The sequence below is a fragment of the Pseudomonas sp. R28(2017) genome, from assembly GCF_002112505.1.
In the GTDB taxonomy this organism is placed as follows: Bacteria; Pseudomonadota; Gammaproteobacteria; order Pseudomonadales; family Pseudomonadaceae; genus Aquipseudomonas.
The window spans coordinates 166,134-190,000 of the sequence record NZ_NEHW01000002.1; the positions used below are offsets into that span (position 1 = coordinate 166,134).

General features: G+C 63.2%; 17 protein-coding genes and 4 tRNA genes. 12 read left to right on the forward strand and 9 right to left on the reverse strand.

Annotated elements, in window-relative coordinates:
- Window positions 1-49: 49 nt before the first annotated feature.
- Entirely contained in the window at window positions 50-478 is a 429-nt protein-coding gene (locus tag CAF78_RS03545) for a PACE efflux transporter (protein WP_085674701.1), read from the forward strand.
- Between the two features lie 117 nt (window positions 479-595).
- On the opposite strand, the gene CAF78_RS03550 is transcribed toward CAF78_RS03545, so the two are convergent.
- The 8 genes from CAF78_RS03550 to folD form a co-directional block, all read right to left on the reverse strand.
- Entirely contained in the window at window positions 596-1,660 is a 1,065-nt protein-coding gene (locus tag CAF78_RS03550; protein ID WP_085674699.1) for a hypothetical protein, read from the reverse strand.
- 106 nt (window positions 1,661-1,766) lie between these two features.
- Window positions 1,767-2,447 carry a GntR family transcriptional regulator gene (locus tag CAF78_RS03555; RefSeq protein WP_085674697.1) on the reverse strand — a complete coding sequence of 227 codons (681 nt, stop codon included), beginning with the start codon at window positions 2,445-2,447 and terminating at the stop codon, window positions 1,767-1,769.
- Window positions 2,448-2,463: 16 nt separating this feature from the next.
- A complete protein-coding gene (locus CAF78_RS03560; RefSeq protein WP_085674694.1) occupies window positions 2,464-3,168 on the reverse strand; it encodes a FadR/GntR family transcriptional regulator in 705 nt (234 codons plus the stop codon).
- A gap of 44 nt (window positions 3,169-3,212) precedes the next feature.
- Window positions 3,213-4,523, reverse strand: coding sequence for a C4-dicarboxylate transporter DctA (locus tag CAF78_RS03565; RefSeq protein WP_085674692.1), 1,311 nt, complete (start codon window positions 4,521-4,523; stop codon window positions 3,213-3,215).
- A 348-nt stretch (window positions 4,524-4,871) separates the two neighbouring features.
- Window positions 4,872-9,653 carry a dermonecrotic toxin domain-containing protein gene (locus CAF78_RS03570; RefSeq protein WP_085674691.1) on the reverse strand — a complete coding sequence of 1,594 codons (4,782 nt, stop codon included), beginning with the start codon at window positions 9,651-9,653 and terminating at the stop codon, window positions 4,872-4,874.
- Window positions 9,654-9,719: 66 nt separating this feature from the next.
- Window positions 9,720-10,211: an Lrp/AsnC family transcriptional regulator gene (locus CAF78_RS03575; RefSeq protein WP_085674689.1), complete on the reverse strand. Its 492-nt coding sequence runs from the start codon at window positions 10,209-10,211 to the stop codon at window positions 9,720-9,722.
- 75 nt (window positions 10,212-10,286) lie between these two features.
- Window positions 10,287-11,351 (reverse strand): ornithine cyclodeaminase, encoded by a 1,065-nt coding sequence (locus CAF78_RS03580; protein WP_085674687.1) that lies wholly within the window; start codon window positions 11,349-11,351, stop codon window positions 10,287-10,289.
- Window positions 11,352-11,581: 230 nt separating this feature from the next.
- Window positions 11,582-12,436: a bifunctional methylenetetrahydrofolate dehydrogenase/methenyltetrahydrofolate cyclohydrolase FolD gene (gene folD / locus CAF78_RS03585; protein WP_054883547.1), complete on the reverse strand. Its 855-nt coding sequence runs from the start codon at window positions 12,434-12,436 to the stop codon at window positions 11,582-11,584.
- Window positions 12,437-12,706: 270 nt separating this feature from the next.
- Between folD and CAF78_RS03590 the strand changes: the two genes are divergently transcribed.
- From CAF78_RS03590 to CAF78_RS03640, 11 genes are all read left to right on the forward strand, one after another.
- Window positions 12,707-12,783 (forward strand) — tRNA-Arg (locus CAF78_RS03590).
- Between the two features lie 43 nt (window positions 12,784-12,826).
- A tRNA-His gene (locus CAF78_RS03595) sits at window positions 12,827-12,902 on the forward strand.
- Window positions 12,903-12,958: 56 nt separating this feature from the next.
- Window positions 12,959-13,043 (forward strand) — tRNA-Leu (locus CAF78_RS03600).
- A 44-nt stretch (window positions 13,044-13,087) separates the two neighbouring features.
- Window positions 13,088-13,163: transfer RNA gene (locus tag CAF78_RS03605), tRNA-His, on the forward strand.
- Between the two features lie 454 nt (window positions 13,164-13,617).
- Window positions 13,618-13,917 (forward strand): DUF6388 family protein, encoded by a 300-nt coding sequence (locus tag CAF78_RS03610; protein ID WP_085674685.1) that lies wholly within the window; start codon window positions 13,618-13,620, stop codon window positions 13,915-13,917.
- A 250-nt stretch (window positions 13,918-14,167) separates the two neighbouring features.
- On the forward strand, window positions 14,168-15,481 hold the full coding sequence (tig, locus tag CAF78_RS03615; protein WP_085674683.1) for a trigger factor: 1,314 nt from the start codon (window positions 14,168-14,170) through the stop codon (window positions 15,479-15,481).
- A 91-nt stretch (window positions 15,482-15,572) separates the two neighbouring features.
- Window positions 15,573-16,214: an ATP-dependent Clp endopeptidase proteolytic subunit ClpP gene (clpP, locus tag CAF78_RS03620; RefSeq protein WP_003259400.1), complete on the forward strand. Its 642-nt coding sequence runs from the start codon at window positions 15,573-15,575 to the stop codon at window positions 16,212-16,214.
- A gap of 108 nt (window positions 16,215-16,322) precedes the next feature.
- Window positions 16,323-17,606 (forward strand): ATP-dependent Clp protease ATP-binding subunit ClpX, encoded by a 1,284-nt coding sequence (clpX, locus tag CAF78_RS03625; RefSeq protein ID WP_085674682.1) that lies wholly within the window; start codon window positions 16,323-16,325, stop codon window positions 17,604-17,606.
- A 165-nt stretch (window positions 17,607-17,771) separates the two neighbouring features.
- The gene (gene lon, locus CAF78_RS03630) at window positions 17,772-20,168 is read left to right on the forward strand and encodes an endopeptidase La (RefSeq protein ID WP_085674680.1); all 2,397 of its coding nucleotides are present in this window, start codon (window positions 17,772-17,774) and stop codon (window positions 20,166-20,168) included.
- A 152-nt stretch (window positions 20,169-20,320) separates the two neighbouring features.
- A complete protein-coding gene (gene hupB, locus CAF78_RS03635) occupies window positions 20,321-20,593 on the forward strand; it encodes a nucleoid-associated protein HU-beta (protein ID WP_085674679.1) in 273 nt (90 codons plus the stop codon).
- A 183-nt stretch (window positions 20,594-20,776) separates the two neighbouring features.
- On the forward strand, window positions 20,777-22,648 hold the full coding sequence (locus tag CAF78_RS03640) for a SurA N-terminal domain-containing protein (RefSeq protein WP_085674677.1): 1,872 nt from the start codon (window positions 20,777-20,779) through the stop codon (window positions 22,646-22,648).
- A gap of 153 nt (window positions 22,649-22,801) precedes the next feature.
- Here CAF78_RS03640 and CAF78_RS03645 read toward each other — a convergent pair whose 3' ends face one another.
- Window positions 22,802-23,842, reverse strand: coding sequence for a patatin-like phospholipase family protein (locus CAF78_RS03645; protein ID WP_085674674.1), 1,041 nt, complete (start codon window positions 23,840-23,842; stop codon window positions 22,802-22,804).
- Window positions 23,843-23,867: the final 25 nt, after the last annotated feature.

The window sequence follows — 23,867 nt, forward strand, 5'->3', positions numbered from 1 at the left end:
GATTGAAGCATCCTTGCGCCTCATTGCATTTCGAGACATGAGGTAACCCGTGCAGGGCGTCAAACGTAAACTGGTCTATGTGACCTTCTATGAACTGATCGACCTGTGCATGTCGACGATGGGGCTGGCCTACCTGTCGGACACCCAGGCATCGCACACCGGGCCGCTGGCGGTGATGATCACCACCATCGCGATGCTCTGGAACCTGATCTACAACAGCCTGTTCGAGTATTGGGAGAGCCGACAGGCCACGCGTGGGCGCAGCGTGGCACGGCGGGTGGCACATGCCGTCGGCTTCCAGCTGACCTTGGTGGTGTACTTGATTCCGCTGATCGCCTGGTGGCTGGGCATGACCCTGGTGGAGGCGTTTCTGGTGGACCTGGCGTTCATCATTCTGATCCCGTGCTACACCTTCGCCTACAACTGGGCGTTCGACCGGATCTTTGGCTTGCCGACTTCGGCCATGGCCGCTGCCTGAGGCAACCTGCCTTGGCCTCTTCGCGGGCAAGCCCGCTCCCACAGGATTTCCACTGCATCAAGGCCTGTGCAATACCTGTGGGAGCGGGCTTGCCCGCGAAGAGGCCAGGGCAGTCTGCTACGGCAGGCGTATCAGCAAAGGTTCCTGGGATACCGGTGCTTGCCGCTGCTGGGTCTGCTGCTGCTCGGAGGGCTGTGGTGCGGTGGCAAGCAGGCTGTCCTCGACCTGCCCCGATAGGTAGTACACCCCCGCAAGCGCGCCGCTCTGGCGGTTTTCCATCAGCTCCTGCCATTCCTGGTTGAGCGCGACATTGAGGATGACCCGCAACTGCTCGACCATCTCTGGCTGGTCACGGTTATGGGTCATGATCCCGTAGCCGGTCGCAGCGATCGAAATCATCGCCCCGGCGACCTTGCCCACCGCGCTGGCCACGGCGCTGGCGATACCACGTGGCGCCAGGGTAGCACCGAGTTTTTCGCTGGCATTGGTCGCCACGGACGACAAGCCCACGTCGGTTTTCCCGGGGCCTTTGCTGGCCTGCTTGTGCAGGTGCTCACGCAACGCCAGCCAGGCCGGCTGCTGCTCCAGCGACTTGGCCCGCAGCAATTGATACAGCGTGGCATTGCGGGCGGGCGGTGGCCCCAGGTGGATCGCCGGGATGCGATTCAGGCGCTGGCTGAATTCTTCGGGCGCGGCATTGTAGCGCTGGATGATGGCCGGCAATTGCTGCCCGAGCAGTTGCACATACAGCTCGCAGGCACGATCGCGGATGCCCTCGGGGTTGATCTGTTCGGCCACCGGTTCGATCACCCGCTCGTGGTACTGCTCCTGCAGGTACAGCGCCAGGCGTTTTTCCGCAGGCTCGCGGCCCTCGCCGCTGTCGAGCTTGTACCAGGCCACCTTCATGGTCAGCCATTGCTGGGTCCAGTAGCCGGTGAACCAGGGGATGAAGTCCTGTTCGGTGCGTTGCTGCACCTGCTCCTTCCACACCCGCATCGAGCGCCGCGCATAGTCGTTGGCCGAGCCGGCGGCGCCGACCGATGCCTCGATCAGCTCCTGGTCGATACGCTGCCAGGTGGCGGGATCGAGCACCGCAGCGGGGGGCGGGGCAGGCGGGCGTTTGCCGGCGCAGCCGGCAATGGCCAGCAACAGGCACAGCAGAACCAGCAATCGTCGGCTCACTCGGCTGCCTCCCGGGGGTAGAGGCTGGGTGGTCAACCGAGTATAGGGTGATGGGCCAGTGGCTGCTGTGCAGCCCATCGCCGGCAAGCGCGGCTCCCACAGCGAGTCATTCGAGGTCGAGCTTGTCTTCCAGGCGGTCGAGATGATCATGCATCAGTGTCAGCGCCGCCCCCGCATCACCGGCTTCAACGGCATCGATGATCGCCGCGTGTTCCTCCCAGGCGCAGTGGTCGCAGCAAGGCGATTCATAGCGGGCGATGATCAACGAGGTCATCGGCACCAGGCCGTTGAGAAAGCGCGCCAGCGGTGCGTTGGCCGCGACCTGGGCGAGCTTGAGGTGAAACTCGCCCCCCAGGCGGATGGCGGCGCAGCGTTCGCCGCGTTCGTGGTGCTGGCGCTCGCGCTCGACCAACTGGCGCAGCTGGCGGATCTGCGCCGGCCGGGCGCGCTGGGCGGCCAGGCTGATCAGGGTGGTTTCGGCCAGGCGCCGGGCGCTGAGCACCTGGCGCGCCTGCTCTGGGTCGGGGGCGGCCAGGTGGGCGGTGTGGCTGGGGCGCTGCACCACCACTTGCTGGTCCGACAGGCGCCCCAGCACCCGGCGGATCACCGTGCGGCTGACGCCGAAGGCATTGCCCAGGGCCTGTTCGGGCAACAGGCTGCCCGGCGGCAGGCGCTGCTCGAGGATCGCGTCGAACAGGCGCGGGTAGATCTGCTCGGCCGACAGGCGGGTCTCGCCGGCGGCGAGCAGGGCAGGCAGGCGGGGGGCGGCGTGGGCGCAGGCGGTCATGGTCGCTCTCCTGGGGTCATTGGCCGGGCTGGTCGTCCGGGATGTTGAGTTGAATGCCCATGCGCTGGCCCTCGGCGAGGATGTGCTGGCGCATCTGGGCGCTGGCCTGGGCGCTGTTGCGTTCGCGAATGGCGCGCACCACGGCTTCGTTTTCCTTGAGCCGTGCGGCCAGGTGTTCGGGCGAGTTGCGCAGCATGCTGGCGCTCTGCTTGAGCGCGTTGCCGGTCTGCTGCACCACGCTCTGGAAGATCGGGTTGGTGGTCAGGGCGAACAGTGCCTCGTGGAAGGCGATGTAGGCCTTGACCCCGGCTTCGCTGTCCTCGGCCTCCAAGGCCTCGCGCATGTCCATCAGGGTCAGGCGCAGCTGGCCGACGTCCTGGTTGTTGGCCGATTGCGCGACCAGGCCGACGATGAACGGTTCGAGGGTGTAGCGCAGCTCCAGCACGTCGGCCAGGCTGGCCGCTGCGGCGCTTTCGCTGGCCGGGTCCTGGGGCGCCATCTCGGCATCCAGCACCAGCACCCCCTTGCCTGGCAGCGCACGCACCAGGCCCAGGGTTTCCAGCACGGTCACGGCTTCGCGCAGGCTGGGGCGGCTGATGCCCAGTTGCTCGGCCAGTTCGCGCTGGCCGGGCAGCATGTCGCCGGAGCGCCATTGGCCACGGGCCAGGGCCTGGCGCAGTTTTTCCACCACTGAGTTGACGACGGTCGATGAGCTGATCACGGTTCGCTCCTGGAAGGGCCGGCGTCAGCGCCGGCCACATGGGCTCAGAATTCCTGTTGATGGGGGTTGGCTTGCTTGCGTGGCGCAGGGGCGAAGCCGGGTTTGCCATCGAGCACGTTCTGCGCACGTTCCAGGTCGATGTCCTTTTCCCAGCGGGCAATGGCCACGGTGGCCACGCAGTTGCCGATCAGGTTGGTCAGTGCCCGGCCAATGCCCATGAACCAGTCCACCGCCAGCACCAGCACCAGGCCCACCACCGGGATCGCCGGCACGGCGGTCAGGGTTGCGGCAAGGATCACCAGCGCCGAGCCTGGGATGCCGTGAGCGCCCTTGGAAGTCACCAGCGATACCAGCAGGATGGTCAGCAGGTCGGTCATTTCCAGTGGCGTGCCGGTGGCGTTGGCGATGAACACGATGGCCAGGGTCAGGTAGATGGAGAACCCGTCGAGGTTGAACGAGTAGCCAGTGGGGATCACCAGGCCGACGGTGGAGCTGCCGATGCCCAGGTGTTCCAGCTTGCGCATGATCTGCGGCAGCACGGCGTCGGATGAGGCGGTACCGAGCACGATGGTCAGCTCTTCACGCAGGTACTTGATGAACGGCAGCAGTTTCAGGCCCGACACGCGCATCACGGTGCCCAGCACGATCAGCACGAAGCCGGCGCAGGTCAGGTAGAACAGTGCCACCAGGCCACCCAGGTGCTGCAGCGACTCCAGGCCGTACTTGCTGGTGGTGAAGGCGATGGCACCGAACACACCGATCGGCGCCAGGCGCACGATCATGCCCATGATGCGGAAGATCACGTGGCTCAGCTCGTTGATCAGCCGCGAGATGCCGGCGGCCGATTCGCCCACCAGGTTCAGTGCGCTGCCGAACAGCACCGAGAACAGCAGCACCTGGAGGATGTTGTTGTCGGCGAAGGCACCGACCACCGAGGTGGGGATCAGGTCCATGAAGAACGCCGTGGCGCCGTGGATGTGCTGGCCGCGCTCGGCCAGGCTGCTGGCGTCGGCGCTGGACAGCTGGTCGAGGTGGATGTTGGCGCCATTGCCGATGCCACTGCTGAAGGCGAACACCAGGCCGATGACCAGGGCGATGGTGGTCAGCACTTCGAAGTAGATCACCGATTTCAGGCCGATGCGCCCGACCTTCTTCAGGTCGCCGGCGCCGGAAATGCCGCTGACCACCACGCAGAACACGATCAGGCCGATGAGCATCTTGATCAGCTTGATGAAGCCGTCGCCGAGGGGTTTGAGCTGCAGGGAAAGGTCGGGGAAGCTGAGGCCGCAGGCGATGCCGAGGGCAAGGCCAAGCACGACTTGCAGGAAGATCGAACGCGAGCACCATTTGAGCATGGGAGGGATCTCAGATCGGTGTCCTTGCTTCGGTGCCGCACGGGGCGAAAGAGCGCAGGACTTAATTATTGTGGTCTTACCGGTTTGTTCAGCGCCGGATCATAAAACCGCGAAAAATCCGACATTGCAAGGGTTTTTGGCCTTACCGGTCTGACCAGTTATGGAGCATCAAGAGCGCTTGGGCTCTAGTTCGGTGCATGCCGTCGATTCGCCAGCTTGTCGCATCAAGGGCCAGCGGGTTGGCTGCACCGCACCGGCAGGTTTACTTGCAAGCGGCCTGCCAAGCGTGGGGGCGTGTTCCGGGTCATGGGGTGCAGCCCGTGCCGGGCGCGGGCTGGCTCTGCCAGGTCATTCAGCGTGGGGGGTGAACGCCTGCGGGTTGGCTTCGCTGAGGGCGTGGGTCAATTGCTGCAACAACAACTGAAACGCTTCGTCACGGCTCTTTTTCAGCAGATCGGCGGCACGCTGGTAGAGGCCGCTGTCACCGGTCAGGTCAATGCGCTGCAGTACGCCTTGCTGGCGCCAGTGGATCTCGGCCAGCTCGCGCTCCAGCAGGAGGATGTAATGTTCAGGCACCGCCGGCCCGCTGTAGGCGCCCGCCGGTGTCGCTTCGTTCAGCGTATCGAAGTACTCCGCTGCACCTTCCCATTCCAGCTCGAAAGCCTGGAACGCTTGCGGGCGCAAGCGGCGCAGCCAGCGTGGCCAGAAGGACTGTGCAGCCAGCCATGGATCCAGCTGAGGGGCTGCACCTGCGGCCCACACGGCCTGTTCCAGGCGCTGCAGCGTGGCCTCGCTCAGGCGAGCGAGGTATTCGAACTGCATCCCGTCAGGTTGCGCCGGTAGGCGAAGCCGCTGCTGCAGGCGGATGCGGGCGTACAGCGCCATTTCCAGTTCGTCGAGCAGGAATTCGGGCTCGCTCAGCCGCGCATCGGCGAGGTCGTCGAGCGCTGAAAGGGCAGGGGCGGCCGCACGCTGGGCCGGGCTGTGGGCATTGGCCAGGGCTGTGCGCCTGGCCCTGCGGGCGTTGTACAGGTCGCCGATGTGGGCGTCGAGCAACTGCTGGCGATACACACCGGCCAAGGTTTCCAGCGCAGTCTGTTCGTCACTCGCATCAGCCGCCGCCAGGGACACCGACTGCCACAGGGTGACTTCGGTTTCCACCTGCTGGAACAGCAGGCTGGCCTGGTCGACGCATTGCGCGGCAGCGTCGTTCAGCAGGTCGTTGACCTGCTGCTGGAGTTCGGCGAAACCGTTACCTGCGGCCTGCTGGCCGGCACCCGTGACCAAGGTCTGCAACACCCGACGCATGCGCAAGTCCATCGCGGCCCTGTGGTGCTGATAGTCGGCCGTGCCGGGCAGGCGCTGGTAGAGGTCGAACAGCGGCTGCCAGTTTTCGTCCATCCACAATTGCGCCAGGTGGGCGCGCAACGCGCCAGGCCAGCCGGCAGACCAGTCCTCGTCATCGGAGTCGTTGAGCAATGCTGGCAGCCCGGCCTCTTCGAGCCGTTGCAGGGCCTGTTCGGAAAAGGGATTGTCATCGAAGGCATAGGTCAGTTCGCCGTGGCCTTCCCGTACACCCCGGGCAAAGGCCGTGTCGCGCAGCGGGGGAGCCTCGCTCAGTTCGTTGAGGCTCAGGTCGATGGCCCGCAGGTTCAGTGGTTGCTGATCCATCAGCGAGGTCAACCCCGCCGGCCAGTCGAAGATCGAGGTGCGCTCCAGGTCGAGTTGTTCGAGCGCTGTCCAGCCAGTAAGGTCGGGTGCCAGTTCCAGGGGGTTGTAGCGCAGCGACAGCATGCGCAGCCGGGCAAGGCCGGCCAGCGCGCTGCGGCTTGCTTCGCTCAGGGCGATCTCGTTGCAGCCCAGTTCGAGGTGGGTCAGGCTCGGCCAGCGTTGCAGCGCCAGGAAGTGTTCCGTGCCGAAGCTCAGGGTATTGAGGTCGGCCTGGAAGAAGCTCAGCCGTGGCAGGCTGGCCAGGCGCTCGAGGGTGTTGACAGGCAGCTGTTGCAGGCTACTGGACAGGTTCAGGCGCTGGAGCTGGGCCAGTCGCGCGAGGATATCCAGATCGGCCTGCCGGGACAGGTCGAGCTGGTTGTGAGACAGGTCGAGCGATTGCACTTCGCCAAGGTCGGCCAATGCCGGTGGCAAGGCCTGCAGGGTATTTTGTTCAAGGTCCAGGTGGCGAACCCGGGGGAACGCACGCAGAAAACCATCGAGCTGGGCATCGGCGTGCTCGGCCAGCCCGCTGATGCGCAAGTCGCGCACGTGCGGCAGCGTCACGCTCAGATTCGGCAGGGCGTGGACCTGCGCCGCGTCGATTTCGAGTATGACGAAGTCAACGGCACCTGTCGGGGCTTCGGGGCTTTCCCTGCGCCACGCACGGCGTATGCGCTGGGCCAGCTGGTCGCGCGCGGTACGATGTTCGGACCGGGCGCTGCCGACCCAGGCTTGAAGCTCCTGATCCAGCTGTCGGTATTCGACGCGCAGGCGTTCCAGCATGGCGTGGAAGCCCCCTGGCAACTGGCGTGCCTCGTGCTGCATGCGCTGGCGTAACAGTTGGCGTTCTTCAAGGTTGCCACCTGGATACAGCTGGTCGAACACTTCGTCGGCAGTCAGCCAGCCTTGGCCCCGGCCACTCAGGCGGTAGCCCAGGCGCTGACTGCCCGGTAGCCGCGCAGGAGGGTTGTATAGCCGGCGCAGCGGCGCCATGCCCAGGTCCCTGGCGGTTGCTTCGCGGTCCTTGCAGGCCAGCGCGAACAGCGCATCGCGCAGGCCTGACGCATCATGGATATTCAGCTTCAGGGCGTCGCGCTCGCTGTCGGGCAGGGCACGCAGCACCGTGGCCAGCAAATCGTCGCGATTGCCCAGTATTTCGCCGTTTGCATCGCTCGGCTCGTAGCCACTGGCGCTGCGCAGCACCCGTTTGGTGGTTGCGCCCTGCGCGTTGGCCAGCTCGGTCAGGCGACCGTCTTCGACCAGCTCCAGCCTTACGTCACCCGACCAGCCTGGCAGGCGCGGCAGGTTGGCGAAAACCAGCCGGTCGCGGTCGACATTCGCCGTCCCCAAGTGCAGGTCCCGCAGTGCACGATTCAGGCGTCCCTCGCGCAGATACAGGCGCGCCTGTTCTGCCAGGCGCAGTGGCAGGCGAGCGCTTTGCCTGAGCCTGGCAAGGTCCGGCGCCGATGCTGTCGCGAGGATTTCATGGCGCGCCCGTGGGCTCAGTGAAGGGAAGTCCCTGGCCAGCACGGCATTGTCAACAGTCGCGGCCGGGGCAATGGCGCTGGCGTCGAAGGCTTCCAGGTGGTCCAGTAGCAGAGCCGGCAGTGGACGGTGATCGTGCAGCAGCCGGCGCAGCGCGCCGTCATCGTAGCCGCTGCTGCGCAGCGCCTGGGCCAACGTGCTGTCGTCCAGGCCGGCGCTGGCCTGGCCAAGGCGTCGGGCCAGCACCGGGCTGCTCCAGGCCAGCGACCGCTCGTGCTCCAGCAGCCAGGTACCCTGGCCGTTGCCCAGCAGTTTGGGGTGATGGCGCATGCCCATGGCGGATGCCAGGCGCCAGCCTCCCTCGGGTTCGGCCTGCAACGCGAAGGCCTGGTCTTCTTGCAGCCACCAGTGGCGGCCCTGCCATGCATACAGGCCGCTGGCGCTGGGGCGCGTGTCTGCAGGCCATGGGCGCGGCCGGGCAAACGGGTGCAGGCCGCCATGCCACAGGCGCTCGTGGGTGCCATGGCCAATCCGCTGCCATTGGTGCAGGGCCCCAGGGGCTTCGACAAAATGCCCGGCCGCCCCCAGCGCTGCCAGCTGCGCCAGGTTTTCGAAGACCTCGAACAGGTGGGCGATGGCGGCGTCGGTTTCGCCTTCGTTGGCGGCCTCTACACCTTCGAGAAACTCATCGACCAGTTGCGCAGCGCCCACCACCAGCATCGCTTCAGCCAGGCCCGGGACAAAGAAGCTGGCAAGGTTGAGCAGGTTCAGCCCGGCCTGCAGCCAGCCTTCAAGGCTGTTCCACAGGGCTTGCGCATCGCGCTGTGCGGTGGGTACGACGATGCTGGCGGCATCCTGGCGCTTGCGCTCGAGTGCGGTGCGGGCCCGTTCGGCAAAGCAGTCCTGGCGCCAGGGAGTTGCGCTCCAGTTCAGCCGTGCATTTTTGTCGAGGGTTGCCTGCCAGAGCTGGCGGGGGCCGGGAAATACGCGGCTGAGCCAGCTGACATGCTGGCCTTTTTCCAGCTGCGGCGTGCCGGCTTCCAACGTGTCATAGGGAAAACGGGGCAGGAGGGTTTCGCGCAGGCGCCTGGCGAAATGCAGCTGCTGATCATGACTGACATAGCGCAGGAAAAACCGTCGTTGTTCGTCGTGCCAGAGCATCTGCGTCAGTGCCTGGCCCAGCGCCGCAAGGGAGGGGTACTGGCGTAGAGCCTTGCCGGGGTGCCCGGGCAGGTAAAGCAGGCAGGTCTCTTTGCTGGCCTGTGGCTGCAGGCGAATCACCAGGGGGCCGTTCAAGCGGCAATCGAACAGCGACAGGTAACTGCATTCCAAGGGGCGAGTAGGCGCCGGGCTATCCGCCAACGCCGCCTCACCCAGGGCCTCGCCGCGCTGGTCGAGACTGCCCTGCAGCCTCGCCAGGCTAAGTTCGGCGGCAAAGGCGGCGCGGTCCTGGTCCCGGTGCAGCACGCGGGCGGTGGCGGTATCGAGCAAGGCGGCCAGGTGATCCTGGTAGCGGCGGCCGAGGTCGAGGTTGCGGACCCCTTTGACGAAGTGCTCGGCATCGAGGTTGGTTGCTGCCGGTGCATCCTTGCTCAGGTACAGCTTCACCGGGTCGTTTTCGTCGAAATTCATCAGGGCGGCTTCCAGCCATGACATGTCGCGGCGCTGGCCAGCATGCCACAGCCAGCCCTGATCGACAGCGGGCAGTTCGCGGTCGGCAAACCAGTGGGCCAGGGCGTCTTCCAATGGCCCGCGGCAAAAAGCTTCGGGGGCTTGCAGCGTTGCCAGATGCTGGCGCAGCCGATGGGTGGCACGATGACTTTCGCGCAGGCGGCTCTCCAGTTGCTTGCGTTGTGCCGGGGGGCTCGCGGTCAGCCAGGCGGGCATGCGCTGCTGTATGAATGCCAGGTGGGGCGAGGGGGCGTGGGGCATGGCCGTTCTCCAGGTATGGGGAGCGGCGAGCCTAGGTGTGAAGCCTGCGCGGCAAGGGCTATCGGGCTACTGCCCGGTCTGCGGCGCCATGCATTTGATCGACGCCAGCTCGGGGTGAGCCACCAGCTTGTCGAGGTGCAGTGCGTCGTCGTTCATCCAGCTTTCGCTCAGCACCCGATAGTGCTCCATGTCGCGGCAGCGCAGGCGCAGGCTGTAGTCGAAGTGGCCGCTGATCAGCTGGCATTCGTAGACTTCCGGGCAGGCCAGCATGGTCGCTTCGAAGGCTTTTTGCGCGGCGCGCCCGCTCTGGTTGGACAGCGCCACCAGTACCAGCAACGACAGGCCGGGGGCGAGCTTCTGCAGGTCGATGATCGCGCCGTAGCCGCGAATCACGCCACGGCGCTCAAGCTTGCGCACGCGCTCCAGGCACGGGCGCGGTGTGAGGTGGACCAGGGTCGAGAGCTTTTCGAAGGTGATGCGGCCATCGTGGCGCAGCACCTCGATGATGGCCTCATCGATGCGGTCCAGAGGTTGGGCGTTGGCGTCCTTGGTGTCCATGCGCAGCGCTTCTTTCGAGAATGGGCATGGACAGGGTAGGCGTAAACCGGGGCCGCTGCGCGGCCCCCGGGTGCATCAGGCGCAGGCGGTATCTGCCTTGCGCATCGAGCGTACGCCAACCACGCGGGGTTGCAGCAGCGCATACAGGTCTTTGGGGTCGTCCAGCTTCGGCACCAGCGCGATGTCCTGGCCAATGCCCAGCATGCGCGCGGTGTCCAGCACATAACGCAAGGCCGAGTAGTCCTCCAGGGCAAAGCCGACCGAGTCGAACAGGGTGACTTGCCTTGCATTCTCGCGGCCTCGAACAAGCCCCGCGATCACCTGCCAGAATTCGACCACCGGCGACTCTTTGGCCAGTTGCTGGATCTCGCCCTCGACACGGCTTTGCGGCTCGTATTCGACGATCACCCGCGCCTGTTCGACGATGTCACGGTGCAGTTCGGTCTTGCCCGGGCAGTCGCCACCCACGGCGTTCAGGTGCATGCCCGGTTCGATCATTTCTGGCGTGAGGATGGTTGCATAGGCCTTGTCGGCCGTCACCGTGGTGACGATATCGGCGCCACGCACCGCTTCGGCCACGGAGCTGGCGACGATCAACTTCAGGCCGGGGCGGCCGGCCAGGTTGGCCACCAGCTTGGCCGTGGCGGCCGGGTCGATGTCGTATAGGCGGATCTCGTCGATGCCCATCAGGGTATTGAAGGCGATGGCCTGGAATTCGCTCTGCGAGCCGTTGCCGATCAGCGCCATGCTGCGGCTGTCCTCGCGTGCCAGGTAGCGGGCTGCCAGTGCCGAGGTGGCGGCTGTACGGATCGCCGTGGTCAGGGTCATCTCGCTGAGCAGCAGCGGGGTACCGGTGTCGACGTCGGCCAGGGTGCCGAAGGCCATCACCGTGGGCAGGTCATGCTGAGTGTTCTTCGGGTGGCCATTGACGTACTTGAAGGCATACAGACTGGCATCGGACACCGGCATCAGCTCGATGACCCCGCCGGGCGAGTGGTTGGCCACCCGTGCGCATTTCTCGAAGGCCTGCCAGCGCAGGTAGTCCTGGCGGATGTACTCGGCCATCTCCACCAGGCAGGTGGGCAGGCCTTTGCGGTTGACCAGGCGGGCGAGGTCGTGCACATCGATGTAGCGGGTCATGACGGGTCTCCTTGCGGCGACGCTTCCAGAGTGGGCTCTGGAGATATTGTCGGGCGCGGAGCATTGCGATGCTGGCTGAAGCGGGGGCTGGCGGCAGCGGTGGCGGCTGATTTCGCCCAGGCGACAGCCGAATCGGCTGTGGTCAGGTGCTGACGCCGTGGCAGGCGGCCAGGTCTTGCAGGCAAAAAAAACGGCACCTGCCAGAGGTGCCGCTTTCAGGTCACGCCATATTACTTGTGCAGCTCTTCGGCCGCATACAGCGTGTTTTCCAGCAGGCAGGCGCGGGTCATCGGCCCGACGCCACCTGGCACCGGCGTGATCCAGCCGGCGCGCGGCAGGGCGGTCTCGTACACCACATCACCCACCAGCTTGCCATCTTCCTGGCGGTTGATGCCGACGTCGATGACGATGGCGCCTTCCTTGATCCACTCACCCTTGACCAGGCCCGGCTTGCCGGCGGCCACGACCACCAGGTCGGCACGGCCGACGTGGCCGGCCAGGTCCTTGGTGAAGCGGTGGCAGACGGTCACGGTGCAACCGCCCAGCAGCAGCTCCATGGCCATCGGGCGGCCGACGATGTTGGAGGCGCCGACGATGACCGCGTTCATGCCGTACAGGTCCTGGCCGGTGCTTTCCAGCAGGGTCATGATGCCTTTGGGCGTGCACGGGCGCAGCAGTGGAATGCGCTGGGCCAGGCGGCCGATGTTGTACGGGTGGAAGCCGTCGACGTCTTTGTCGGGGCGGATGCGCTCGAGCAGCAGCGAGGCGTCCAGGTGTGCTGGCAGCGGCAGTTGCAGCAGGATGCCATCGACGGCCGGGTCGTCGTTGAGGCGGTCGATCAGCTCGGTCAGCGCTTGCTGCGTGGTCTCGCTGGGCAGGTCGAATGCCTGGGAGATGAAGCCGACCTCTTCGCAGTCCTTGCGCTTGTGCGAGACATAGACTTGGGAGGCGGGGTCGGTGCCGACCAGGATCACCGCCAGGCCCGGCGTGCGCAGGCCTTGCTGGCGACGCTCCTCGACACGTTGAGCGATCTGCTTGCGCAGGTTGGCGGCGATCGCCTTGCCATCGATTAGGTGTGCAGTCATAGACGCGTGATTAACCATCGAGAAAGGAACAATAAAGAGGGCGCATTCTCGCACGACATCGCCCAAGGGCAAAGGCGGGTGGTCGGGCAAATGCCCTAACCCCTTAAATAATTTAAATTTTTTGGAGAAAGGTGTTGACGACCTGGAGGCTCGCCTATAAGATTCGCCGCACTTGTCGGGCACAGCCTAGCACTGGTTGGCGAAGTCGGGCAGAATGAGTGGTTTAGCAGTTACCTGTTAAGGCCTCGTTCGGTTAGGCTTTAAGCTTAAGCGCCCGTAGCTCAGCTGGATAGAGCATCCGCCTTCTAAGCGGATGGTCGCAGGTTCGAGTCCTGCCGGGTGCGCCATTTAGGCAGCTTGGGCAAGCAAGTAAGGCTGTAATGCAATATGGTGGGCGTAGCTCAGTTGGTAGAGCGCTGGATTGTGATTCCAGTTGTCGTGGGTTCGATTCCCATCGTCCACCCCATATTCGACGAAGGCGCCTTTGATTGAATGATCTGGCGCCTTTGTTTTAAGCGTTACGCGGACGTGGTGAAATTGGTAGACACACTGGATTTAGGTTCCAGCGGCGCAAGCTGTAAGAGTTCGAGTCTCTTCGTCCGCACCATGCTTCTGTAAGGCTGTACCGCAACATTGCAACACCGCAATATGGTGGGCGTAGCTCAGTTGGTAGAGCGCTGGATTGTGATTCCAGTTGTCGTGGGTTCGATTCCCATCGTCCACCCCATATTTTTCGAAGGCGCCTTGATCGTGAGATCGGGCGCCTTTGTTGTTTCTGCTGGGGTCATGGCTTGGGTCATGTGTTGGCATTGAGATCGAGCGCCGCCCGCGCGGCGCATCGCGAGCTGCGCTCGCTCCTACGTTTGTTTCGGGCCAGTAATGCCTGTGACAGGCGCGCGCGACCGCCTGGTTTGTACGACGCGATATCGAGTCAGGCGCCAAGGCGTTCGCGCGCAAATCCCCCAGGAATAATTGGCCAGAAACAAACGTAGGGGCGAGCGCAGCTCGCGATGCGCCGCGCGGGCGGCGCTCGATCTGGCAGGCGCTCAAAGGCTCAAGCCAGAAACTTCGCAGCCACAACTCAATCCCCCCTTGCAATCCTCTGGTGGCACCCCAATAAAAGCTGTTAGATTTCAGCCGGTTGAAACACCGGCCCAGTTGGCCGGCAGAGGAACAGCCTGATGATTGCAAAAGAAGCCCGCCAGGCCCTGGCGCTGCAACGCTTCGCTGAGGCCAATCCGCAACTGCTCGAGGAGGTCCGCGAGCTGGATCCGCGTGAGCAGGCCCAGCAGATCGAGTGGGCATTCGAGGATGCCGCCGATGAGCAGGGGATTCAGCCTTGGGAGCTGGCGTTGCAGTTGATCGCCGAAAGCCCCGAGCAGCTGCAGGCCATGCGCCTGGAGACCCACCGCGAAGTGGCTGAAGCACTGGGCATGGAGTGGGAGGAGTACTGCCAGTTCAACGAAATTGACCCTGAATAAGACGGCGTCGCTTTCGTACCGGCAGTTGTTTGACAAGGTATTTCGGCTGCGTGCCGCCAGCGGGCGTTGCGCTGCCTTCTATATAAAGAAGCCTGGCACTTCACGGTGCGGGCATTGCAAGTTAATCGACCGGCGTGGTTTCCCGTCGTCCCGGGTGGGGTGACTTCTGGTGCGTGACTCACTAGAATGTTTGCCCTTGATTCTGGAGTCGGGCTATCGCCGGCTAACGTCTGTGCAACGAGGAATATCCATGCAAGTTTCTGTTGAAAACACTTCCGCTCTCGAGCGCCGCATGACCATCGCCGTTCCGGCCGAGCGCGTCGAGAACGAAGTCAACAAGCGTCTGCAACAGACTGCCAAGCGCGCCAAGGTCGCGGGCTTCCGCCCAGGCAAGGTGCCGATGAGCGTGATCCGTCAGCGTTTTGAAGCCGATGCCCGTCAAGAGGCTTTCGGTGACCTGGTCCAGGCTTCCTTCTACGAAGCCATCGTCGAGCAGAAGCTGAACCCGGCTGGTGCTCCGGCCGTTGAGCCGAAGTCCTTCGAGAAGGGCAAGGACCTGGAATTCGTCGCCATCTTCGAAGTGTTCCCAGAGTTCACCGTTGCCGGCTTCGACTCGATCAATGTCGAGCGCCTGAGCGCCGAAGTGGCCGACGCCGACCTGGACAACATGCTGGAAGTCCTGCGCAAGCAGAACACCCGTTTCGAGGCCGTCGAGCGCGCTGCGCAGAACGACGACCAGGTCAACATCGACTTCGTCGGCAAGGTCGACGGTGAAGTGTTCGCTGGCGGTTCCGCCAAGGGCACCCAGCTGGTACTGGGTTCCGGCCGCATGATCCCTGGCTTCGAAGACGGCCTGGTTGGCGCCAAGGCGGGTGAAGAGCGCGTTGTCAACGTGACCTTCCCAGAGGACTACCAGAACCTGGACCTGGCAGGCAAAGCCGCCGAGTTCACCATCACCGTCAACAGCGTTTCCGCACCTGTGCTGCCAGAGCTGAACGAAGAGTTCTTCGCCCAGTTCGGCATCAAAGAGTCGACCCTGGAAGGCTTCCGCACCGAAGTTCGCAAGAACATGGAGCGTGAACTGCGCCAGGCGATCAAGACCAAGGTCAAGAACCAGGTCATGGACGGTCTGCTGGCCGCCAACCCGATCGAAGTGCCGAAGGCGCTGCTGGAAAACGAAGTCAACCGTCTGCGCGTGCAGGCTGTTCAGCAGTTCGGTGGCAACATCAAGCCTGAGCAGCTGCCGGCCGAACTGTTCGAAGAGCAAGCCAAGCGCCGTGTGGTCCTGGGCCTGATCGTCGCCGAAGTGGTCAAGCAGTTCGAACTGAAGCCGGACGAAGGCAAGGTTCGCGAAATGATCGAAGAAATGGCCTCGGCTTACCAAGAGCCTGAGCAGGTCATCTCCTGGTACTACAAGAACGACCAGCAACTGAACGAAGTCCGTTCGGTTGTGCTGGAAGAACAAGTTGTAGATACTGTTCTGCAGAAAGCGACTGTGACCGACAAGTCGGTCTCGTACGAAGATGCCGTTAAGCCAGCACAGGCTCCTGCCGCCGCTGAGTAACAGGCTTCTCTCGTAGGAAACCCCCACAAGCCAGCCTTCGAGCTGGCTTGTGCGTTATCAAGCCATGACTATTTGGGAGTGAGCGCAGGACATGTCCCGCAATTCTTATATTCAGCAGAGCTCTGACATCCAGGCCGCAGGCGGCCTGGTCCCGATGGTTATCGAGCAGTCCGCCCGTGGCGAACGTGCCTACGACATCTACTCGCGCCTGTTGAAGGAGCGAGTGATCTTCCTGGTTGGCCCGGTAGAGGATTACATGGCCAACCTGGTAGTGGCGCAGCTGCTGTTCCTTGAGGCGGAAAACCCGGACAAGGATATCCATCTGTACATCAACTCCCCGGGCGGTTCGGTGACTGCAGGCATGTCGATCTACGACACCATGCAATTCATCAAGCCGGACGTCTCGACCATCTGCATCGGCCAGGCCTGCAGCATGGGCGCGTTCCTGTTGGCCGCAGGTGCCAAAGGCAAGCGTCACTGCCTGCCGAACTCGCGCGTGATGATCCACCAGCCACTGGGCGGTTTCCAGGGGCAGGCCACCGATATCGAGATCCACGCCCAGGAAATCCTCAATATCAAGGCGCGCCTGAACGAGCTGCTGGCCTACCACACCGGCCAGGACCTCGAGACCATCAAGCGTGACACTGAGCGTGACAATTTCATGAGCGCCTCGCGCGCGGCCGAGTACGGCCTGATCGACTCGGTGTACGACAAGCGGCAACTGGCCTCCTGAACCCAGGTGCCAGAGCAGGTAGGTGCCGAAAGCGCCTACCTGCGGACTTGAAAAAGCCCGCAATTGCCTTCATCTTGTGTTGCAAGCCTACCGGATTGGATCGATCGAATGACTGACACCCGTAACGGCGAGGACAGCGGCAAATTGCTTTATTGCTCCTTCTGCGGCAAAAGCCAGCACGAAGTGCGCAAACTGATTGCCGGGCCCTCGGTATTTATCTGCGACGAGTGCGTCGACCTGTGCAACGACATCATCCGTGAGGAGGTGCAGGAAGCCCAGGCCGAGAGCAGCGCGCACAAATTGCCTTCGCCGAAAGAAATCAGCGGCATCCTGGACCAGTACGTCATCGGTCAGGAACGCGCGAAGAAGGTGCTGTCGGTGGCGGTGTACAACCACTACAAGCGCCTGAACCAGCGTGACAAGAAGGGCGACGAAGTCGAACTCGGCAAGAGCAACATCCTGCTCATCGGGCCTACCGGCTCGGGCAAGACCCTGCTCGCCGAAACCCTTGCACGGCTGTTGAACGTACCGTTCACCATTGCTGACGCCACCACCCTGACCGAAGCCGGTTACGTGGGTGAGGACGTCGAGAACATCATTCAGAAACTGCTGCAGAAGTGCGACTACGACGTGGAAAAGGCCCAGATGGGCATTGTCTACATCGACGAGATCGACAAGATCTCGCGCAAGTCGGACAACCCGTCCATCACCCGCGACGTTTCGGGTGAAGGCGTGCAGCAGGCATTGCTGAAGCTGATCGAAGGCACCGTTGCTTCGGTTCCGCCGCAGGGCGGCCGCAAGCACCCGCAACAGGAGTTCCTGCAGGTTGATACCCGCAACATCCTGTTCATCTGCGGTGGCGCCTTCTCCGGCCTGGAAAAGGTCATCCAGAACCGCTCCACCAAGGGTGGCATCGGTTTTGGCGCCGAAGTACGCAGCAAGGAAGAGGGCAAGAAGGTCGGCGAATCGCTGCGCGAAGTCGAGCCGGACGATCTGGTCAAGTTTGGCCTGATTCCCGAGTTCGTCGGCCGTCTGCCGGTGCTGGCGACCCTCGACGAGCTGGACGAGGCTGCGCTGATGCAGATCCTCACCGAGCCGAAGAATGCCCTGACCAAGCAGTACGCCAAGCTGTTCGAGATGGAGAGCGTGGACCTCGAGTTCCGCACCGACGCCCTCAAGGCCGTCGCGCGCAAGGCCCTGGAGCGCAAAACCGGCGCCCGTGGCCTGCGTTCGATCCTCGAAGGCGTGCTGCTCGACACCATGTACGAGATTCCTTCGCAGAAGGAAGTCAGCAAGGTGGTGATCGACGAGAGCGTCATCGAAGGCACCTCGCAGCCGCTGATGATCTACGAGAACAGCGAGCCGCAAGCCAAGGCCGCGCCCGACGCCTGATTTCAGGTAAATGCCGGGATATGGCAGCAAGCAAGAAAGGGGCCTACGGGCCCCTTTCTGCTTTTCCTATGCAAGCGCTTGTAATTTCCCAAGCGTGCCCCCACATTAGGTCCAAGCATCATTTCCACCGGTTTCCGGCCATAAGGCCGCTGTAGAGGCGAAATCATGAAGACCACCCTCGACTTGCCTCTTTTGCCATTGCGCGATGTCGTCGTCTATCCGCACATGGTCATCCCACTGTTCGTGGGGCGTGAGAAGTCTATCGAAGCCCTTGAGGCCGCGATGACGGGCGAGAAGCAGATCCTGCTGCTGGCCCAGAAAAACCCGGCCGATGACGATCCAGGCGAAGACGCCCTGTATCGGGTCGGTACCGTCGCCACCGTATTGCAATTGCTGAAGCTGCCCGATGGCACTGTCAAGGTGCTGGTCGAAGGCGAGCAGCGCGGTGCGGTCGAGCGCTTCACCGAAGTAGAAGGGCACATCCGTGCCGAAGTTTCCCTGATCGACGAAACCGACGCCGCCGAACGCGAGTCGGAAGTCTTCGTGCGCACGCTGCTGTCGCAATTCGAGCAGTACGTGCAACTGGGCAAGAAAGTCCCAGCAGAAGTGCTGTCGTCGCTGAACAGCATCGAAGAGCCCGGTCGCCTGGTCGATACCATGGCCGCGCACATGGCGCTGAAGATCGAGCAGAAGCAGGAAATCCTCGAGATCGTCGACCTGTCGACCCGAGTCGAGCACGTGCTGGCACTGCTGGATGCCGAAATCGACCTGCTGCAGGTCGAAAAACGCATCCGTGGCCGGGTCAAGAAGCAGATGGAGCGCAGCCAGCGCGAGTACTACCTGAATGAGCAGATGAAGGCCATTCAGAAGGAGCTCGGCGATGGTGACGAAGGCCACAACGAAGTCGAAGAGCTGAAAAAGCGCATCGAAGCCGCTGGCCTGCCGAAAGACGCCCTGGCCAAGGCCCAGGCCGAGCTGAACAAGCTCAAGCAGATGTCGCCGATGTCTGCCGAGGCTACCGTGGTGCGGTCCTACCTCGACTGGCTCGTGCAGGTGCCGTGGAAGGCCCAGAGCAAGGTGCGCCTGGACCTGGCCAAGGCCGAAGAGATTCTCGATGCCGACCACTATGGCCTGGAAGAGGTCAAGGAGCGCATTCTCGAGTACCTCGCCGTGCAGAAGCGGGTGAAGAAGATCCGTGGCCCGGTACTGTGCCTGGTTGGCCCGCCTGGCGTCGGCAAGACCTCGCTGGCCGAGTCGATCGCTGCCGCGACCAACCGCAAGTTCGTGCGCATGGCCCTGGGCGGCGTGCGTGACGAAGCCGAGATTCGGGGGCACCGTCGTACCTACATCGGTTCGATGCCTGGCCGCCTGATCCAGAAGATGACCAAGGTGGGTGTGCGCAACCCGCTGTTCCTGCTCGACGAGATCGACAAGATGGGCAGCGACATGCGTGGCGACCCGGCCTCGGCGCTGCTGGAAGTGCTCGACCCCGAGCAGAACCACAACTTCAACGACCACTACCTGGAAGTCGATTACGACCTCTCGGACGTGATGTTCCTGTGCACCTCGAACTCGATGAACATTCCGCCGGCGCTGCTCGACCGCATGGAAGTCATCCGCCTGCCAGGCTACACCGAGGACGAGAAGATCAACATCGCGGTCAAGTACCTGACGCCCAAGCAGGTCAAGGCCAACGGCTTGAAGACCGAAGAGCTGGACATCGACGTCTCGGCGATTCGCGACATCATTCGTTACTACACCCGCGAAGCCGGTGTGCGTGGCCTGGAGCGCCAGATCGCCAAGGTCTGCCGCAAGGTGGTCAAGGAACATACCGGGCAGAAACAGGTCAAGGTCAAGGTCACCAGCGAGCAGCTCGAGCACTTGCTCGGCGTGCGCAAGTTCCGCTACGGCCTGGCCGAGCAGCAGGACCAGATCGGCCAGGTCACCGGCCTTGCCTGGACCCAGGTGGGCGGCGAACTGCTGACCATCGAGTCGGTGGTGATCCCTGGCAAGGGCCAGCTGATCAAGACCGGTTCGCTGGGTGATGTCATGGTCGAATCGATCACTGCCGCGCAGACCGTGGTCCGCAGCCGCGCCCGCAGCCTGGGGATTGCCGCCGACTTCCACGAGAAGCACGACGTGCATATCCACATGCCTGAAGGCGCCACGCCGAAGGACGGCCCGAGCGCCGGTATCGGCATGTGCACCGCGCTGGTGTCTGCGCTGACGCAGATTCCGGTGCGTGCCGATGTGGCCATGACCGGTGAAATCACCCTGCGTGGCCAGGTATTGGCCATCGGCGGGTTGAAGGAAAAGCTGCTGGCTGCACACCGTGGCGGGATCAAGACGGTGATCATTCCCGAGGAGAATGTTCGCGATCTGAAGGAAATTCCGGAAAATATCAAACAGGATCTGCAGATCAAACCGGTCAAATGGATTGACGAAGTCCTGCAAATTGCGCTGCAATACGCCCCGGAGCCCTTGCCAGATGTGGCTCCGGAGATTGTCGCGAAAGAAGACAAACGCGACGGCGATGCTAAGGAAAGAATCAGCACGCATTAGTAGTTTTTGGCTGGGGGGCTTTCCTTGACAGTTTTTTCGGGGCCTTGCTATAAAGCGGCACGCTATTGTCAAGTTGCCACCTGGCGCACGTTTCATAAGCTTTCCATTACATACTTAGAAACAAACTCAATAGAGAAATAAGGGGACTTAGAGTGAACAAGTCGGAACTGATTGACGCTATCGCCGCATCTGCTGACATCCCGAAAGCTGTAGCCGGCCGCGCGCTGGACGCAGTCATTGACTCCGTTACCGGTGCCCTGAAGCAAGGTGACGATGTGGTACTGGTTGGCTTCGGTACCTTCTCGGTCAAGGAGCGCGCCGAGCGCACCGGCCGCAACCCGCAAACCGGCAAGGCGATCAAGATCGCGGCCGCCAAGGTTCCAGGCTTCAAGGCTGGCAAAGGCCTGAAAGACGCCGTCAACTAAGTCGTCTCTTTCAGCCGGACCTGGCCTGGCCGGGTCCGAGCACGCTGATGGCGGGCCGCAAACGTTCCCGCCTGACACGTTTGCTAAGAAAAGGCGCATCCTCGGATGCGCCTTTCTTTTATCAGGATTCTACCCACGCTCCGCGGTTGTCGACGCAGTGGTACAGCCGTTTCTGGGGGACGCATGCTGCAAAATATCAGGGACAATTCACAAGGTTGGATTGCCAAGACCATCATCGGCCTTATCGTCGTGTTGATGGCGTTGACCGGCTTTGAAGCCATTTTCAAGGCCGCCACCCACAGCCAGGACGCGGCTAAGGTAAACGGCGACACCATCAGCCAGAATGAGCTGAGCCAGGCCGCCGACATGCAGCGCCGCCAGCTGATGCAACAGCTGGGCAAGGATTTTGACCCAGCGGTGCTGGATGACAAGCGCCTGCGCGATGCCGCGCTCAAAGGCCTGATCGATCGCAAACTGCTGCTGCAGGGCGCCAAAGATGCCAAGTTCGCCTTCTCTGAAGCCGCGCTGGATCAGGTGATTCTGCAGACGCCGGAATTCCAGGTCGATGGCAAGTTCAGCGCTGATCGTTTCGACCAGGTCATCCGCCAGCTGGGCTATGGCCGCATGCAGTTCCGCGACATGCTCGCGGAAGAGATGCTGATCGGCCAGCTGCGTACCGGTATTGCCGGCAGCAGCTTCGTCACCGACCAGCAGGTCGACGCCTTTGCCCGCCTGGAAAACCAGACCCGCGATTTCGCTTCCATGACCTTCAAGGCCAACCCGGCTGCGGTCAAGGTCAGCGATGATGAAGTCAAGGCGCATTACGACCAGCACGCCAAGGAGTTCATGACCCCGGACCAGGTGGTCATCGACTACATCGAGCTGAAGAAGTCGGCGTTCTTCGACCAGGTCAAGGTCACCGACGAGGAGCTCAAGGCTCAATATGAGAAGGAAGTCGCCAACCTCGCCGAGCAGCGCCATGCCGCGCACATCCTCATCGAGGTCAACGACAAGGTGACCGACGCCCAGGCCAAGGCCCGAGCCGAAGAAATCGAACAGCGCCTGGCCAAGGGTGAAGACTTCGCCAAGCTGGCCAAGGAGTTCTCCCAGGATCCAGGTTCGGCCAGCAATGGCGGCGACCTCGGCTTCGCGGGCCCGGGCGTGTATGACCCGGCCTTCGAGGACGCCCTGTACAAGCTCAACGACGGCCAGGTCTCGGCCCCGGTGCGCACCGAGTTCGGTTACCACCTGATCAAGCTGCTGGGCAAGCAGGCGCCGGAAGTGCCGAGCTTCGCCAGCCTGAAGGACAAGCTGACCCGCGACCTGAAGACCCCGCTGGTCGAGCAGCGCTACGTCGATGCCAGCAAGCAGCTGCAGGATGCTGCCTACGAGGCCTCCGACCTGGCCCAGCCGGCCCAGGACCTGAACCTCAAGGTGCAGACCTCCGCCGCGTTCGGCCGCGAAGGCGGCGAGGGCATCACGGCCAACCGTGGCGTGATCCAGGCAGCGTTCTCCGAAGAGGTGATGGATGAAGGTGCCAACAGCACCGCCATCGAGCTCGACCCGGAAACCACCGTGGTGCTGCGCGTCAAGGAGCACCGCAAGCCGGAGCAACTGCCGCTGCAGGCCGTGGCCCAGAACATCAGCGAACACCTGGCCAAGGAGAAGGCGACTGCCGAACTCAAGACCAAGGCGGACAAACTGATTGCTGGCCTGCGTGACGGCTCCATCGCTGCTGCCGGCGCTCACGACGGTCAGGAGTGGAAGGCACACGAAGCGGTGACCCGTGGTCAGGACGGTATCGACCCGGCCGAGCTGCAGGCGCTGTTCCGCCTGGCCAAGCCGCAAGCCAAGGACAAGCCGGTCTACGGCAGTGTGGTCCTGGCCGATGGCAGCCTGGTCGTGCTGCAGCTCAAGGGCGTCAATGAAGGCGCTGCGGCCAGCGACGACGAGAAGCAGCAGATCCGCCGCTACCTCGCATCGCGTGCTGGCCAGCAGGACTTCGCGGCTTACCGCAAGCAGCTGGAAGGCACTGCCGACATCACCCGCTACTGAGTGATGGATGCATGATGAAACAGGCCGCTCGATGCGGCCTGTTTCATTTCTGCCACCTGTGCCGGCCTGTTCGCGGGCTTGCCCGCTCCCACAGGTACTGCGCAGTACCTGTGGGAGCGGGCAAGCCCGCGAAGAGGCCGGCACAGGCCATACCTAGCGCTTGATCCCTTCGTAATTGTCCAGCGTATCCCGCGCAATCTCCCGCCCCAGGGCAATCAGCTCCGGCGCCTTGTAGAACTCGAAGAAGCGGCACACCCGCTTGGGCACGTTGATCAGCACATCCGGCGGATACCCGGCAATCTTGTACTGCGCCAGCGACGTCTGCATCACCTCGAAACTCTGGTTGATCAGGTCGAGCAGCGAGGCTGGCCCGACGTTGTCGATGATGAACGAACCGGTTGCCGACTTCGGCGCACCTTCGCGCTCGGGCGCGGCGGCGGGTTGCTGGGCCTCGGGGTCGGCCGTGTCGGCCAGCCACGGGTTGGGAGGCGCCAGCCCTTCGGCGACGATCTCCTGTTCGATGCGGACCAGCTCTTCGGCAGGCTTGCGCCGGAACGGCAGGCGCGATCCCAGTGAGCTGAGCAGGGCGTCGAAGCGCATCTTGAAGGCTGCCGGGCGTTCGATCACCGGCAGTTGGTATTGCTTCTGGTTGGTGGCGTTGAGGTTGACCGCGATGATCAGGTCACAGTGGCTGGACACCACCGGTACGATCGGCAGGGGGTTGAGGATGCCGCCGTCGACCAGCATGCGGTTGCCCTGCATCACCGGCGTGAACAAGCTCGGAATCGCCGCCGAAGCCCGCATGGCCTGATGCAGGCAGCCTTCCTGGAACCAGATTTCCTGCTGGTTGGTCAGGTCGGCCGCGACCGCCGTGTAGGGGATGCGCAACTGCTCGATGTTCATGTCACCGACGATCTTGCGGATCTGGCCGAACACCTTGTCACCGCGGATGGCGCCCAGGCGGAAGCTGACGTCGACCAGGCGCAGCACATCCAGGTAGTCCAGGCTTTCGATCCAGTTGCGGTATTCGTCGAGTTTGCCTGCCGCGTAGATGCCGCCAATCACCGCGCCCATGGAGCAGCCGGCGATGCAGGCGATGTCGTAGCCGCGCCGCTCGATTTCCTCGATCACGCCGATATGGGCATACCCCCGCGCGCCTCCCGATCCCAACACCAGTGCCACACGTTTGCTCATGAACTTTCCCCGACTGGTACGACCA